This is a genomic window from Streptomyces sp. NPDC002994 (genome assembly GCF_040611155.1).
Taxonomy (GTDB): domain Bacteria; phylum Actinomycetota; class Actinomycetes; order Streptomycetales; family Streptomycetaceae; genus Streptomyces.
Genome location: NZ_JBEXNQ010000016.1, coordinates 56,824 through 72,611, shown reverse-complemented (window position 1 = coordinate 72,611; position 15,788 = coordinate 56,824). Strand labels below are relative to the sequence as shown.

The 15,788-nt window shown below is 71.5% G+C and carries 13 protein-coding genes; 11 read left to right on the top strand and 2 right to left on the bottom strand.

What is annotated here, in order from left to right:
- Positions 1–50: 50 nt before the first annotated feature.
- From ABZX79_RS22235 to hemW, 3 genes are all read left to right on the top strand, one after another.
- Positions 51–1,940: an AMP-dependent synthetase/ligase gene (locus tag ABZX79_RS22235; RefSeq protein ID WP_355260280.1), complete on the top strand. Its 1,890-nt coding sequence runs from the start codon at positions 51–53 to the stop codon at positions 1,938–1,940.
- Positions 1,941–2,171: 231 nt separating this feature from the next.
- On the top strand, positions 2,172–4,151 hold the full coding sequence (locus ABZX79_RS22230; RefSeq protein WP_355260513.1) for an ATP-binding SpoIIE family protein phosphatase: 1,980 nt from the start codon (positions 2,172–2,174) through the stop codon (positions 4,149–4,151).
- Between the two features lie 36 nt (positions 4,152–4,187).
- Positions 4,188–5,420, top strand: coding sequence for a radical SAM family heme chaperone HemW (hemW, locus tag ABZX79_RS22225; protein ID WP_355260277.1), 1,233 nt, complete (start codon positions 4,188–4,190; stop codon positions 5,418–5,420).
- Positions 5,421–5,915: 495 nt separating this feature from the next.
- Here hemW and ABZX79_RS22220 read toward each other — a convergent pair whose 3' ends face one another.
- A complete protein-coding gene (locus tag ABZX79_RS22220; RefSeq protein ID WP_355260274.1) occupies positions 5,916–6,755 on the bottom strand; it encodes a DUF3097 domain-containing protein in 840 nt (279 codons plus the stop codon).
- Between the two features lie 58 nt (positions 6,756–6,813).
- Positions 6,814–7,542, bottom strand: a complete 729-nt coding sequence (locus tag ABZX79_RS22215) for an MBL fold metallo-hydrolase (protein WP_355260271.1) — start codon at positions 7,540–7,542, stop codon at positions 6,814–6,816.
- Positions 7,543–7,762: 220 nt separating this feature from the next.
- On the opposite strand from ABZX79_RS22215, the gene hrcA reads away from it, so the two are divergent.
- From hrcA to ABZX79_RS22175, 8 genes are all read left to right on the top strand, one after another.
- Positions 7,763–8,779, top strand: a complete 1,017-nt coding sequence (gene hrcA / locus ABZX79_RS22210; RefSeq protein WP_214979493.1) for a heat-inducible transcriptional repressor HrcA — start codon at positions 7,763–7,765, stop codon at positions 8,777–8,779.
- Positions 8,780–9,913, top strand: a complete 1,134-nt coding sequence (dnaJ, locus tag ABZX79_RS22205) for a molecular chaperone DnaJ (protein WP_214979495.1) — start codon at positions 8,780–8,782, stop codon at positions 9,911–9,913. It abuts the gene before it with no gap.
- A 175-nt stretch (positions 9,914–10,088) separates the two neighbouring features.
- Positions 10,089–11,171: a nitronate monooxygenase gene (locus tag ABZX79_RS22200; protein ID WP_355260267.1), complete on the top strand. Its 1,083-nt coding sequence runs from the start codon at positions 10,089–10,091 to the stop codon at positions 11,169–11,171.
- The gene (locus ABZX79_RS22195) at positions 11,168–11,914 is read left to right on the top strand and encodes a 16S rRNA (uracil(1498)-N(3))-methyltransferase (RefSeq protein WP_355260264.1); all 747 of its coding nucleotides are present in this window, start codon (positions 11,168–11,170) and stop codon (positions 11,912–11,914) included. The genes ABZX79_RS22200 and ABZX79_RS22195 overlap by 4 nt, the downstream gene beginning before the upstream one ends.
- A gap of 168 nt (positions 11,915–12,082) precedes the next feature.
- Positions 12,083–12,442 (top strand): histidine triad nucleotide-binding protein, encoded by a 360-nt coding sequence (locus tag ABZX79_RS22190; RefSeq protein WP_355260261.1) that lies wholly within the window; start codon positions 12,083–12,085, stop codon positions 12,440–12,442.
- A gap of 10 nt (positions 12,443–12,452) precedes the next feature.
- Positions 12,453–13,358, top strand: a complete 906-nt coding sequence (locus ABZX79_RS22185; protein ID WP_355260258.1) for a ribonuclease Z — start codon at positions 12,453–12,455, stop codon at positions 13,356–13,358.
- Positions 13,359–13,377: 19 nt separating this feature from the next.
- On the top strand, positions 13,378–14,367 hold the full coding sequence (locus ABZX79_RS22180; protein ID WP_355260255.1) for an adenosine deaminase: 990 nt from the start codon (positions 13,378–13,380) through the stop codon (positions 14,365–14,367).
- Between the two features lie 93 nt (positions 14,368–14,460).
- Positions 14,461–15,762, top strand: coding sequence for a glucarate dehydratase family protein (locus ABZX79_RS22175; RefSeq protein WP_355260253.1), 1,302 nt, complete (start codon positions 14,461–14,463; stop codon positions 15,760–15,762).
- Positions 15,763–15,788: the final 26 nt, after the last annotated feature.

Here is a 15,788-nt window from a genome sequence, read left to right as displayed (position 1 = left end):
CCAGTTAAATACCAGCCAGTCGTGCAGTATGCGCAGGCCCGGAGGACGTCGTGAGCGACACACAGACCTTGATCGAGAACCGGCCGCCGTCGGTGGCGACCCTCTTCATTGAGCGCGTGGCTGCCACGCCCGATGGTGAGGCCTACCGCTACCCCGTACCGGCCCCCGCCGGGCAGGGAGCCGACGCCTGGAAGTCGCTGAGCTGGGGACAGGCGGCCGAGCGCGTGTACGCCATCGCCGCCGGCCTCATCGACCTCGGCGTACAGCCCGAAGAGCGCGTCGCGCTCGCCTCCAACACCCGCGTCGAGTGGATCCTCGCCGACCTCGGCGTCATGTGCGCAGGCGCCGCCACGACGACGGTCTACCCCTCGACCAACGCCGAGGAGTCGGCGTACATCCTGGCCGACTCCGAGAGCCGGGTGCTGATCGCGGAGGACGCGTCGCAGCTCGCCAAGGCCCGCGAGCGGCGCTCCGACCTGCCGAACCTCGCCCACGTCGTCGTCATGGACGCCACCGGCGTCGAGCCGGCCGAGGACGACCCCGAGGGCTGGGTGCTCACGCTCGCCGAGCTGGAGGCGCGCGGGAAGGCGTACCTGGAGAAGCACCCGCAGGCCGTCACCGAGCGGGTGGAGGCCATCACCTCCGACCAGCTCGCGACGCTCATCTACACCTCCGGCACCACGGGCCGCCCCAAGGGCGTACGGCTGCCGCACGACTGCTGGTCGTACATGGCGAAGGCCACGGTGGCGACCGGGCTCATCAGCGCGACCGACGTGCAGTACCTCTGGCTGCCGCTCGCGCACGTCTTCGGCAAGGTGCTGACCTCAGGGCAGATCGAAGCCGGGCACGTCACCGCCGTCGACGGCCGGGTCGACAAGATCATCGAGAACCTTCCGGTGGTCCAGCCGACGTACATGGCGGCCGTGCCGCGCATCTTCGAGAAGGTCTACAACGGCGTCGCGGCCAAGGCGCGGGCCGGCGGTGGCGCGAAGTACAAGATCTTCCAGTGGGCGGCCGAGGTGGCCCGCGAGTACGCCAAGGTCACGCAGGACAACTTCCGCCGCACGGGCACGGCCTCCGCACCCTTCGGCCTGACCGCCAAGCACAAGGTCGCCGACGCCCTCGTCTACGCCAAGATCCGCGATGCCTTCGGCGGCCGGCTGCGCGCCTGCGTCTCCGGCTCGGCGGCGCTCGCGCCCGACATCGGCTTCTTCTTCTCCGGCGCCGGCATCCACATCCTGGAGGGTTACGGACTGACCGAGTCCAGCGCCGCCTCCTTCGTGAACCCGGGCGAGGCCTACCGCACCGGCACGGTCGGCAAGCCGCTCCCCGGCACCGAGGTGCGCATCGCGGACGACGGCGAGATCCTGCTGCGCGGCCCCGGCATCATGCAGGGCTACCACCAGCTGCCCGAGAAGACCGCGGAAGTGCTGGAGCCGGACGGCTGGCTCCACACCGGGGACATCGGCGAGCTGTCGGTCGACGGGTACCTGCGCATCACGGACCGCAAGAAGGACCTGATCAAGACGTCGGGCGGCAAGTACATCGCGCCGGCCGAGGTCGAGGGCCAGTTCAAGGCGGTGTGCCCGTTCGTCTCCAACATCCTGGTGCACGGCGCGGACCGCAACTACTGCACCGCGCTGATCGCGCTCGACGAGCCGACGATCCTCGGCTGGGCCAAGGACAACGGCCTGGAGGGCAAGTCGTACGCCGAGGTCGTCGCGGACAAGAAGACCCAGGAGCTCGTCGAGGGCTACGTGCAGCGGCTCAACGAGGGCCTGCAGCGCTGGCAGACGATCAAGAAGTTCCGGCTGCTGCCGCGCGACCTGGACATCGAGCACGGCGAGCTGACGCCGAGCCTCAAGCTCAAGCGGCCGGTGGTCGAGCGCGAGTACAAGCACCTCATCGAGGAGATGTACGCGGGCTCGCGCGAGGCCTAAGGCGCGAGGCGTAAAGCGGTGGCGCGGGCGGGGCCGACAACGGCTTCGCCCGCGCAGTACGTTCACAACTCCGGCACATTACGACCACTTCGGTGACTCGGCGCTTATGCGCGGCCTCAGTCTGTCACTCTGTTCCATGTCGCCAGCGGCGACGTCGACAGAGAACCGACGGGGAGCCGGCCAGTGGGGTCCATTCCGAGGCAGCGGGAGAGTACGTACCGCTCGACGCACCTGCCGGGCGGCCTGTCCGACCCGCACTCGGCCGCCTGGACCAGCCTGCCGGGGAACCCGCTCGCGCCCGCCGCCGCGCGGCGCTTCGTCCGGGCCGCGCTCGCCGAATGGACCGGGCTCGGGCTGCCCGCCGCCGACGGTTTCACCGACCAGCTCGCGGACGACGCCGTGATCCTCGTCAACGAGCTGGTGACCAACGCGGTCGTCCACGCGGGTACCAACGTCGAGCTGGTGTGCCACCTGGAGGAAGCGACGGAGGACGATCCCGCCGCTCTCGTCGTCGAGGTCTCCGACCACCACCCCGCCCGCGTCGTACGGAACGAACCCGGCGGATCGCCCGCGGCCGGCGGCCACGAGTTCGGGCGCGGCCTGCACCTCGTCGCTGCCCTCTCCGCGTGCTGGGGCGTCACCTACCGCACCGGCCTCAAGACCATCTGGGCCCGGATCGCCATCGACGCCGTACTCCCCGGCATGCACACCGCCCTGCACCCCGCTGCCCTGCATCCAGGGTCGGCCGACCTCGCCGACCAGGCGCTCCAGCGCGGGCTGCGCGCCGCCGAGATCCTCGCTCCCGTACCGCGGCGGGCCGCGCGCGAGTACGACAGTGACTGGATCAACCGGGGTGCGCTCTCGTTCCTCGCCGAGGCGTCCGACCTGCTGACGGGCCAGTTCGACGAGGACATGATCGCGGCCCTCGCCGCGCAGCTTCTGGTGCCGCGGCTCGCGGACTGGTGCGCGGTGTGGCTGGAGGAGGAGGGTGCGGCGCCCCGTCTCGCCCGCGTCTGGCACCAGCGCGAGTGCAGCATCGAGGAACTGCGCGGGCGCGTCGAGAAGGAGCCGCCCGCCGTGCCGGACTCCGCTCGGGGCGGACCGGTGCCGGTGCCGTGGCCGGGCGTGGACGATCCGGGAAGCATTGAGGGTACTGAGGGTACTGCGGGTGCTGCCGGTACTTCCTGTACTTCCGGTGCTCACGACGGCGCCGCGGTCGCGTACCGGCTGATCGCGGGCGGGCGCGGGCTCGGGACGCTGATGCTGGGGCGGGCGGGACTGACGCGGATGCCCGACGAGGTGACGGGCCTGATCGAGGACTTCGTACGCCGGGTCGCGCTGGCCGTTGCCGCAGCTCGCCAGTACACCCGGCAGGCCACCATCAGCCGTGTCCTCCAGCGGGCGCTGCTGCCGGGCCAGATGGCCGACATCCCGGGTATCGAGAAGGCCCTCGTCTACGAGCCGCGCGGGCAGGGCGTCGCGGGCGGCGACTTCTACGACGTCTTCCCCGGCGCGAGCGGCAGCTGGTCCTTCTCGCTCGGCGACGTCCAGGGCAACGGCCCGGAGGCGGCGGTCGTCACCGGCCTCGTCAGGCCCTGGCTGCGGCTGCTGGCGCGCGAGGGCCGGTCGGTCGGGGAGGTGCTGGGGCGGCTCAACGGGCTGCTGCTGGACGACGCGGTGGAGGCGGCGGAGGCGACGGCCAGGATGGCGGTGGCCGGGGCTTCAGGGGCTGCTGGGGCTACGGGGGGACCCGCCGTGCCCGTCGGCCTGCGGGAGGCGCCGCCGCAGCCTCGGTTCCTCTCGCTCCTGTACGGCGAGCTGGTGCCGTTCGCGGCCGAGGACGGCGGCGGGGTGCGCTGCACGCTCGCCTGCGCCGGGCATCCACTGCCGCTCGTGCTCCGGCCGGACGGGAGCGTACGGCCGGCCGCCGTCTCCCAGATGCTGCTCGGCGTCCTCGACGACGTGACGTACGAGAGCGAGACCTTCGTCCTCCAGGCGGGCGACACTCTGCTCTGCGTCACGGACGGCGTGACCGAGCGGCGGTCCGGGCGGCGGATGTTCGACGACGCGGACGGGCTGGCGGCGGCGCTGGGGCGGTGCGTGGGGCTGAGCGCGCAGGGGGTCGCAGAAAGGATCATGCGCGAGGTGCACGATTTCTCGCCGACGCCGCCCGACGACGATGTGGCGCTGCTGGTGCTCCAGGCAATGTGACCCAGGCAATGTGACCGGAGCTGTGACAATGGGGGCATGCCTTCTGTACTGCCCGACGGTGAGCCCATGCCCGAAGACGGGGCGCTGCCACCGCACGCCCTGGCCGGCGCGGCCGAGCGGCCGCTCGGCTTCTACCTGCACGTTCCGTACTGCGCGACCCGCTGCGGCTACTGCGACTTCAACACCTACACGGCGACCGAGCTGCGCGGTTCGGGCGGTGCGCTGGCCTCGCGCGACAACTACGCGGACACGCTGGTGGAGGAGGTCCGCCTGGCGAGGAAGGTGCTCGGGGACGACCCGCGTGAGGTACGGACAGTCTTCGTCGGCGGGGGTACGCCGACGCTGCTGGCGGCGGGTGATCTCGTACGGATGCTGGCGTCGATCCGGGACGAGTTCGGGATCGCGGCCGACGCGGAAGTCACCACCGAGGCGAATCCGGAGTCGGTGAATCCGGCGTATCTGGAGGAACTGCGGGCCGGTGGCTTCAACCGGGTCTCGTTCGGGATGCAGAGCGCGAAGCAGCACGTGCTGAAGATTCTGGACCGTACGCATACGCCGGGGCGGCCGGAGGCGTGCGTCGCGGAGGCGCGGGCGGCGGGCTTCGAGCACGTGAACCTTGACTTGATCTACGGCACGCCGGGGGAGAGCGATGCGGACTGGCAGGCGTCGCTGGACGCGGCGATCGGGGCGGGGCCCGACCATGTGAGTGCGTACGCCCTGATCGTGGAGGAGGGGACGCAGCTGGCGCGGCGGATCCGGCGGGGCGAGGTGCCGATGACGGACGACGACGTACACGCCGACCGGTACCTGATGACGGAGTCCGCGCTGTCGGCGGCGGGTTTTGAGTGGTACGAGGTGTCGAACTGGGCCACTTCGGATGCGGCGCGGTGCCTGCACAACGAGTTGTACTGGCGCGGGGCGGACTGGTGGGGCGCGGGGCCCGGTGCGCACAGCCATGTGGGTGGGGTGCGGTGGTGGAACGTGAAGCACCCGGGGGCGTATGCGCAGGCGCTGGGTGATGGGCGCTCCCCGGGTGCCGGGCGTGAGGTGCTCCCGGCTGAGGACCGCCGCGTGGAGCGCATCCTGCTGGAGCTGCGGCTCGCGGACGGCTGCCCGCTGACGCTGCTGGCGCCGGCGGGCCTGGCGGCGGCGGAGCGGGCGCGGGACGAGGGGCTGCTGGCGGGGGAGCCGTTCGCCGCTGGGCGGGCGGTTCTGACGCTGCGGGGACGGTTGCTGGCGGACGCGGTGGTCCGGGACCTGGTGGACTGACCCGGGGGCGCGGGGCGCGGTGCCTGCGGCGCTTTCCCCGACCCGCCCCTCCCCGAACCGGGGCGCTGCCCCAGACCCCGGTCCTCAAGCGCCGGACGGGCTGGAGGGGGCGGGGTGGGCCGCTGGGGCTCTGCCCCAGACCCCGCTCCTCAAACGCCGGAGGGGCTGGATGTCCGGGGGAGTGTGCAGGGGCGCTGCCCCAGACCCCGCTCCTCAAGCGCCGGAGGGGCTGGAGGGTGCCGCTGGGGCGGGGATGTGCCCGCTGCGCGGCAGATCCAGCCCGTCCCGGCTGATCCAGCCCGCCCGGCGCTTGAGGGCACGCCCGTAGGGCGTCCCGGGGGCCTGGGGGCTCGCCCCCAGTTTCGGGAAGGGGCGGGTAGGGGAACAGCGCCGCAGGCAGCCCGCACCCACACCGGCCCGCACCCACACCGGCCCGCAACGGCCCGCACCCACCTCACCCCCGCCCTCACACCGGCCCGCACCCGCCCGCACCCGTCAACCGCCGGCCGGCGCCGTAACGAAATCGATCAGCTCCTCCACCCGCCCCAGCAGCGCCGGCTCCAGGTCCTTGTACGACCGCACCGACGCCAGAATCGCTCGCCACGCCGCCCCCGTGTTCTCCGGCCACCCCAGCGCCCCGCACACCCCCGTCTTCCAGTCCTGCCCCCTCGGGACCTTCGGCCACGCCTGGATGCCCACCGCCGACGGCTTCACCGCCTCCCATACGTCGATGTACGGGTGGCCGACGACCAGGACGTTCGCGTCCGAGACCTGCGCCGCGATGCGGGACTCCTTCGAGCCCGGGACCAGGTGGTCGACCAGGACGCCCAGGCGCGCGTCCGGCGCCGGGGCGAAGTCCGCGACGATCGCGGGGAGGTCGTCGATGCCCTCCAGGTATTCGACGACCACGCCCTCGATGCGGAGGTCGTCGCCCCAGACCCGCTCGACCAGCTCCGCGTCGTGGCGCCCCTCCACGTAGATCCGCCCCGCACGCGCGACCCGCGCCCGCGCCCCCGGTACGGCCACCGAGCCCGACGCCGTACGGGCCGGCCGGGCCGGCCGGGACTCCGCGGCGGAAGGCGGGCGGACGAGGGTGACCACGCGGCCCTCCAGGAGGAAGCCGCGCGGCTCCATCGGGAACACCCGGTGCTTCCCGAAGCGGTCCTCCAGGGTGACGGTCGGCCCCTGCGCCGTCTTCTCGCACCGGATCACCGCCCCGCAGAACCCGGTGCCGACCTCCTCCACGACAAGATCGGTCTCAGCGGGAACTTCGGGAACGGGGGCGGGCTTCTTCCAGGGCGGGGTGAGATCCGGCCCGTACTGTCGGCTGCGCATGCGGCCATTGTGACGTCACACCCGGGCGTCACACCCCGGCGTCACACCTGACGTCACGTCACACCTCGAACCGCGCCGCCAACGCATCACGCTGCGCCCGCACGTACGCCGCGTTCACCACCGCCCCGTGCCCCGGCACGTACGCCGCGTTCTCGCCGCCCAGCGCGAGCAGCCGGTCCAGGGCCGCCGGCCAGGAGGTGGGGTGGGCGTCCGGGCCCGCCTGGGGGGCGCCCGACTCCTCCACCAGGTCGCCGCAGAAGACGACCTCGGGGTCGCCCGGCACCAGCACCGCCAGGTCGTGACCGCTGTGCCCGGGGCCGATGTTCGCCAGCAGCACCTGGCGGCCGCCGCCCAGGTCCAGCGTCCACTCGCCGCACACCGTGTGGTGCGGCGCGACCAGTACGTCCGCCGCCTCCGCCGCCGCGCCCCGGTCGACACCGTGCCGCACCGCGTCGTCCCGCAGCGCCTCCCGGCCCCGCCGCAGCAGATCGTCGATGCCGACCGCCCCGTACACCTCAACTCCCGCGAACGCCGCCGTGCCGAGGACGTGGTCGAAGTGCGGGTGGGTGAGCGCGATGTGCGTCACTCTCCGGCCGGGGCCCAAAAGGCGCTGCGCCTCGGCGCGCAGCTGCGCGCCCTCGCGCAGCGTCGCCCCTGTGTCGATGAGCAGCGCCCCGCCGTCACCCCCGGCCACCAGGCCCACCGTCGCGTCCCAGACGGGCATACGCCGCCGTCCCACGCCCAGTGCGAGCCGCTCCCAGCCTGCCTCTTCCCAACTGAGGTCCATACCCCGACGCTAGACCCATCCCCGGTGCAGGCGCCCGCTGAACAGGGCCGTCGCGCGGTGACTGGCGCGGTAACGTGACCGGCCGCCCTTGCTAGGGGCGTACCCGCCCGCCGTACACTGGGCGGGGACTGCTGGCACTCCCCCGCGGTGAGTGCCAAGCAGACGCCGAGGACACAGCGCCGAGGACACAGAACGACCGACCAGCTGGAGGTGGTGCGAGATGCTCAGCGAACGCAGACTTGAGGTGCTGCGCGCCATCGTCCAGGACTACGTGGGCACCGAGGAGCCCGTCGGCTCCAAGGCGCTCACCGAGCGGCACAAGCTCGGTGTCTCACCGGCCACCGTGCGCAACGACATGGCCGCCCTGGAGGACGAGGGCTTCATCGCCCAGCCGCACACGAGCGCCGGCCGCATCCCCACCGACAAGGGCTACCGGCTCTTCGTCGACAAGCTCGCCGGCGTCAAGCCCCTGTCGTCGCCCGAGCGCCGCGCCATCCAGAACTTCATGGACGGAGCGGTCGACCTCGACGACGTCGTGGCCCGTACGGTCCGGCTGCTCGCGCAGCTGACCCGGCAGGTCGCCGTCGTGCAGTACCCGTCGCTGACCCGCTCGACGGTGCGGCACGTGGAACTGCTCGCGCTGGCTCCCGCCCGCCTGATGCTCGTGCTCATCACGGACACCGGCCGGGTCGAGCAGCGCATGATCGACTGTCCGGCACCCTTCGGCGAGACGTCCCTGGCGGACCTGCGCGCCCGGCTCAACAGCCGGGTCGTCGGGCGCCGCTTCGCGGACGTACCGCAGCTGGTGCAGGACCTTCCCGACTCCTTCGACAAGGAGGACCGAGGCACCGTTTCGACGGTCCTCTCCACCCTCCTGGAGACTCTGGTCGAGGAGACCGAGGAGCGTCTGATGATCGGCGGCACCGCCAATCTCACGCGCTTCGGACATGATTTCCCCCTCACCATCCGGCCCGTGCTGGAGGCGCTTGAGGAGCAGGTCGTGCTTCTCAAGCTGCTGGGTGAGGCAACGGACTCAGGCATGACTGTACGAATCGGTCACGAGAACGCCCATGAAGGGCTCAGCTCCACGTCCGTCGTCGCAGTCGGCTACGGTTCGGGCGACGAAGCAGTCGCGAAACTCGGCGTGGTCGGACCGACCCGCATGGACTACCCCGGAACGATGGGAGCGGTACGCGCAGTGGCACGTTACGTCGGACAGATCCTGGCGGAGTCGTAAGTGGCCACCGACTATTACGCCGTACTTGGCGTACGCCGCGACGCTTCCCAGGATGAGATCAAGAAGGCATTCCGGCGGCTGGCGCGCGAGCTCCACCCGGACGTGAATCCCGATCCCAAGACGCAAGAGCGCTTCAAGGAGATCAACGCCGCGTACGAGGTGTTGTCGGACCCGCAGAAGAAGCAGGTCTACGACCTCGGCGGCGACCCGCTTTCGCAGGCGGGCGCCGGAGCCGGCGGCTTCGGCCAGGGTGGCTTCGGGAACTTCTCGGACATCATGGACGCCTTCTTCGGTACGGCGTCGCAGCGCGGCCCGCGCTCGCGCACGCGCCGCGGCCAGGACGCGATGATCCGGCTGGAGATCGACCTCAACGAGGCGGCCTTCGGTACGACGAAGGACATCCAGGTCGACACCGCTGTGGTGTGTACGACGTGTTCGGGCGAGGGCGCCGCGCCCGGCACCTCGGCCCAGACCTGTGACATGTGCCGCGGTCGTGGTGAGGTCTCGCAGGTCACCCGGTCCTTCCTGGGCCAGGTCATGACCTCGCGGCCGTGCCCGCAGTGTCAGGGCTTCGGCACGGTCGTACCGACTCCGTGTCCGGAGTGCGCCGGTGACGGCCGAGTGCGCTCGCGCCGGACGCTGACGGTCAAGATCCCGGCCGGTGTCGACAACGGCACGCGGATCCAGCTCGCGGGCGAGGGTGAGGTCGGCCCCGGTGGCGGCCCCGCCGGTGACCTGTACGTCGAGATCCACGAGCTGCCGCACGCGGTGTTCCAGCGGCGCGGCGACGATCTGCACTGCACGGTCACCATCCCGATGACGGCGGCCGCGCTGGGCACGAAGTGCCCGCTGGAGACGCTCGACGGGGTGGAGGAGATCGACGTACGTCCGGGCACGCAGTCGGGGCAGTCGATCCCGTTGCACGGGCGCGGCATCACGCACCTGCGGGGCGGAGGCCGCGGCGACCTGATCGTGCACGTGGAGGTGCTGACTCCGTCGAAGCTGGACCCGCAGCAGGAGGACCTGATGCGCCAGCTCGCGAAGCTGCGCGGCGAGGAGCGTCCCACGGGTCAGTTCCAGCCCGGGCAGCAGGGTCTTTTCTCGCGGCTGAAGGACGCTTTCAACGGGCGGTAGGTGCATGCGGGCTTGGCCGGGGGTCCGGGGGTTGTCCCCGGGAGGTGGGGTCAGCCCGGGCAGCAGGGTCTTTTCTCGCGCCTGAAGGACGCCTTCAACGGGCGCTGGGCGCTCGCTTCCGAGACGGCCGAAGCCTCGATTCGGTGCAGTGCGGAGGGCATGAAACTATGCGTTCATGTCCTCCGCACTGACCGATCTTTGCCGTTATCCGATCGTGCAGGCCCCCATGGCGGGCGGCGCCTCCAGTCCTCAGCTCGTCGCCGCCGTCTGCGAGGCCGGCGGTCTCGGGTTTCTTGCCGCCGGGTACAAGACCGCGGACGGCATGTACGAGGAGATCAAGCAGCTGCGGGGGCTTACGAGCCGCCCCTTCGGCGTCAATCTCTTCATGCCGCAGCCGAGCCACGCCGACCCGGCCTCCGTCGAGGTCTACCGTCACCAGCTCGCCGGCGAGGCCGACTGGTACGACACCCCCCTCGGCGAGCCCGACAACGGCGCCGACGACGGCTACGAAGCCAAGCTGGCCATCCTCATCGACGACCCCGTCCCCGTCGTCTCCTTCACCTTCGGCTGCCCCACCCGCCCCGTCCTCGACGCCTTCGCGAAGGCCGGCACGCTCACCGTCGTGACCGTCACCACGCCCGAAGAGGCCCAGGCCGCGCAGTGGACCGGCGCCGACGCCGTGTGCGTACAGGGCATAGAGGCCGGTGGCCACCAGGGAACGCACCGGGACGATCCCAAGAACGACGGCACCGGCATCGGCCTGCTGTCCCTGGTCGCGCAGGTACGCGAGACCGTGCAGCTGCCGATCATCGCGGCGGGCGGCGTGATGCGCGGCGCGCAGATCGCCGCGGTCCTCGCGCTGGGCGCGGACGCGGCGCAGCTCGGCACGGCGTTCCTGGTGTGCCCCGAGTCCGGTGCGAACGTGCTGCACAAGCAGGCCATGACCAATCCGTTGTTCGTACGCACGGAACTCACCCGGGCGTTCTCGGGACGCCCCGCACGCGGCCTCGTCAACCGCTTCATGCGCGAGCACGGCCCGTACGCCCCCGCCGCCTATCCGCAGGTGCACCACATCACCTCCGGCCTGCGCAAGGCCGCGGCCAAGGCGGGCGACGCCCAGGGCATGGCGCTGTGGGCGGGCCAGGGGCACCGGATGGCGCGCGAGATGCCGGCCGGGCAGCTGGTCGAGGTCCTGGCCGCCGAGACCGACGCGGCGCGCGCGGCGCTGGCGCTGCGGGGCGCGGGCGGTGCGGCATGACGGCGCCGGTGTTCGTCGTGGACGCCGTACCGGCGAAGGGTCAGTTCGTACTCGAAGGCCCGGAGGGGCGGCATGCCGTCTCGGTGCGGCGGCTGAACGCGGGGGAGCACGTCGTACTGACGGACGGCCTCGGTACGGGCGCGGCGGCCGTGGTGCTGGCGGCCGAGGGCAAGGACCGGCTCGTCGTCGAGGTGACGGACGTGACGGCGGAGCCGGAGCCGGCGCCGCGCATCACCGTCGTACAGGCGCTGCCCAAGGGCGACCGGGGTGAGGTCGCCGTCGAGACGATGACGGAGACAGGCGTCGACGCGATCGTGCCGTGGCAGGCGTCCCGGTGCATCACGCAGTGGCGAGGCGACCGGGGCGCGAAGTCCCTCGCGAAGTGGCGGGCCACGGCGCGGGAGGCGGGCAAGCAGTCGCGCAGGCTGCGCTTCCCGGAGGTCGCGGACGCGCTGACGACGAAGCAGGTGGCCGCGCTGCTGGCCACGGCGGACTTCGCGGCGGTACTGCACGAGGACGCGTCGGCGGGAGGCAGCGAGGCGCTGGCCACTGCCGCGCTGCCCGAGACGGGTTCCATCGTGCTGGTCGTGGGGCCGGAAGGGGGCGTGTCGCCGGAGGAGTTGGCGGTCTTCGCCGAGGCGGGGGCGAAGCCGTACCGGTTGGGGAGCAGTGTGCTGCGTACGTCGACTGCCGGTACTGCGGCGGCGGCGCTGCTGCTGGGGCGCACGGGGCGCTGGTCCTGAACCGCTGGGGCGCTGCCCCGGACCCCGGACACGCCCGGAGGGCGTCCCGGAGGCTGGGGCGGAGCCCCAGTTTGCTCAAGTGCCCGTGCCATGGGGCGGATAGCATGCGGCCATACTTGATCGGTATCGGTACATCCTGATCCAGCCGCATTCGAGGAGGCCAGGACCATGGCGGGACAACCGCAGGCAGACTGCCTGTTCTGCAAGATCGCCGCGGGCGAGGTGCCCGCGGACGTCGTCCGTGAGACGGCCACCACCGTCGCGTTCCGCGACATCAACCCCCAGGCGCCGACGCACGTCCTGGTCATTCCCAGGGTGCACCACCCGGACGCCGCCTCGCTCGCAGCCGCCGAGCCGCAGGTCCTCGCGGACCTGCTCACCGAGGCGGGCAACGTCGCCGCCGACGAGAAGGTCGACCGCACCGGCTACCGCGTCATCTTCAACACCGGCTCCGGAGCGGGCCAGACCGTCTTCCACGCGCACGCCCACGTCCTCGGCGGACGCGGCCTCAACTGGCCCCCCGGATAAGGCAGCTTCTGTGTCCGCACGAGAACTGGTGGTCCTCGGCACCGCCAGTCAGGTCCCCACCCGGCACCGCAACCACAACGGCTACCTCCTGCGCTGGGACGGCGAGGGCATCCTCTTCGATCCCGGCGAGGGCACCCAGCGCCAGATGCTGCGCGCCGGCGTGGCCGCGCACGACATCAACCGGATCTGCGTCACCCACTTCCACGGTGACCACTCCCTCGGCCTCGCCGGAGTGATCCAGCGGATCAACCTCGACCGCGTCCCGCACGCCGTCACCGCGCACTACCCGGCGAGCGGGCAGCGCTTCTTCGACCGGCTGCGGTACGCCACCGCCTACCGCGAGACGGTCCTGCTGAACGAATCGCCGGTCGCCGCCGACGGGGCGCTGGCCAACGGTCCTTCGTACGCCCTCGACGCGGTCAAGCTGTCCCACCCCGTCGAGTCGTACGGCTACCGGCTCACCGAGCCCGACGGCCGCCGCATGCTGCCCTCCCTGCTCGCCGAGCACGGCATCAAGGGGCCCGACGTCGGCCGCATCCAGCGCGACGGGCAGCTCGGCGGTGTCTCGCTCGACCAGGTCAGCGAGGAGCGGCGCGGGCAGCGTTTCGCGTTCGTCATGGACACCAGGCTCTGCGACGGTGTGTATGCCCTCGCGGAGGGCTGCGACATGCTCGTCATCGAGTCGACCTTCCTTGACGAGGAGGTGCGGCTTGCCGCTGAACACGGCCACCTGACGGCTGGACAGGCCGCCCGCGTCGCGCACGAAGCCGGCGTACGCCACCTCGTCCTCACCCACTTCTCGCAGCGCTACAGCGATCCCGAAGCCTTCGAACGCCAAGCCCGTGCGGCCGGGTTCGACGGCGAACTGACCATCGCCGCCGACCTGCTGCGGGTCCCTCTTCCCAAGCGTCACTGAACGAGAAGACGACCCCCCCATGCACCTCCCCAAGGCCGAACTCCACCTCCACATCGAAGGCACTCTCGAACCCGAGCTGGCCTTCGAGCTCGCCGCCCGCAACGCCGTCGTACTGCCCTACTCCACCACCGAAGAGCTCCGCCGCGCCTACCTCTTCGACAACCTCCAGTCCTTCCTCGACCTGTACTACGCGCTGATGGCGGTGCTCTGCACCGAGGACGACTTCGACCGGCTCGCCGACGCCTACCTGGCGCGGGCCGCCGCGCAGGGCGTACGGCACGCGGAGATCTTCTTCGACCCGCAGGCACACACCGCGCGAGGTGTGGACATCGGTACGGTCATCGAGGGGCTCTCCCGTGCCCTGGACCGCAGCGAGGAGCGGCACGGGATCTCCACGCAGCTGATCATGTGCTTCCTGCGCGATCAGTCCGCCGAGTCCGCGCTGCAGACACTGGAGGCGGCCAGGCCGTACCTGCACCGGATCGCGGCCGTCGGCCTGGACTCGGCGGAGGTCGGGCACCCGCCGTCGAAGTTCCGCGAGGTGTACGAGGCTGCCGAGGCCCTGGGGCTGCGGAAGGTCGCGCACGCGGGGGAGGAGGGCCCGCCGGCGTACATCTGGGAGGCGCTGGACATCCTCGGCGTCGAGCGCGTCGACCACGGGCTGCGTTCCATGGAGGACCCGGCGCTCGTGGAGCGACTGGTGCGCGACCGGGTGCCGCTGACGCTGTGTCCGCTGTCGAACGTACGGCTGCGGGCCATCGACATCCTGGAGCAGCACCCCTTGCGCGAGATGATGGAGGCCGGGCTGCTGGTCACCGTGAACTCCGACGACCCCGCCTATTTCGGGGGCTACGTGGGCGACACGTTCCACGCGGTGCACGAAGCGCTCGGTCTCGGGCAGGAGCAGCTGCGCGAGCTCGCCCGTAACTCCTTCCTGGCGGCCTTCCTTGACCACGACGAGAAGCGCCGGGAGGCGTATCTCGCGGAGGTCGACGCGTACGTCTTCTGAGCGGACTTGGTGACGAACGTTGACGCCCTTGGGACGCCTCCCTACGCTGCATTCCCATACGTGGACATCGTCTGCATACGGAGATGAGTTGTTGTGGCGGACCTGACCATTGCCGACGTCCGGCTGACCCCCGTCCTCATCTGCGACCCACCCCTCCTCAACGTCCAGGGCGTGCACCAGCCGTACACACCACGCCTGGTCGTTGAGGTGGTCACGGCGGACGGGATCACCGGCGTCGGTGAGACGTACGGCGACACCAAGTACCTCGAACTGGCCCGCCCGTACGCCGATCTGCTGCCCGGCCACTCGGTCGCGGATCTGAACGGACTGTTCACGCTCGCGCAGCGGGTCGGCGTCGACCACGCGCGCGTGGAGCACGCCATCGACGTCGGCGGGCTGCGCGGCGTACAGACGGCGGACAAGCTGCGGCTGTCCGTCGTGTCCGCCTTCGAGGTGGCGTGCCTGGACGCGCTCGGGAAGGCGTACGGGCAGCCCGTGCACGGACTCCTGGGCGGCAAGGTGCGCGATCACGTCGAGTACAGCGCGTATCTCTTCTATCGCTGGGCCGCACACCCCGATGGTGCGGGCGAGAGCGACGACTGGGGGGCCGCGCTCGACCCGGCGGGGATCGTCGCGCAGGCGCGGCGGTTCGCGTCCGAGCACGGCTTTCGTTCGTTCAAGCTCAAGGGCGGCGTCTTCGAGCCGGACCAGGAGATCGCCGCTGTACGGGCGCTCGCCGAGGCGTTCCCGGGACAGCCCCTGCGGCTGGACCCCAACGGCGCCTGGACGGCGGAGACTTCCCTGAAGGTCGCGGGGGAGCTGGCAGGGGTCCTCGAATACCTGGAGGACCCGGCACCCGGGACAGCCGCCATGGCGGAGGTGTCCGCCGGGACGGACGTTCCGCTCGCCACCAATATGTGCGTAACGACCGTTCCCGAGATCCGCGAGGCGTTCCTCACCGACGCCGTGCAGGTCGTTCTCTGCGACCACCACTACTGGGGCGGTCTGCGGGCCACCCGCGAACTGGCCGCCGTCTGCCGGGCCTTCGGCGTCGGCCTGTCCATGCACTCCAACACCCACATGGGGATCAGCCTCGCCGCGATGACCCACGTCGCCGCCACCGTCCCCAACCTCGACCACTCCTGCGACAGCCACTACCCCTGGCAGACCGAGGACGTCATCACCCGCCGCCACACCTTCACCGGCGGCCGGCTGCCCGTCTCCGACGCCCCCGGGCTCGGTGTCGAGCTCGACCGCGACGCCCTGGACCGGCTGCACCGCCGCTGGCTCGACGAGGCGGCGTACGGCGCGATGCGTGACCGCGACGACGCCGCCGCTATGCGCAGGGCGGACGGCCACGAGACCTGGCAGGCACCCACGCTGCCCCGCTGGTAACCACACCGGCCGACAAGTCGCCGTCG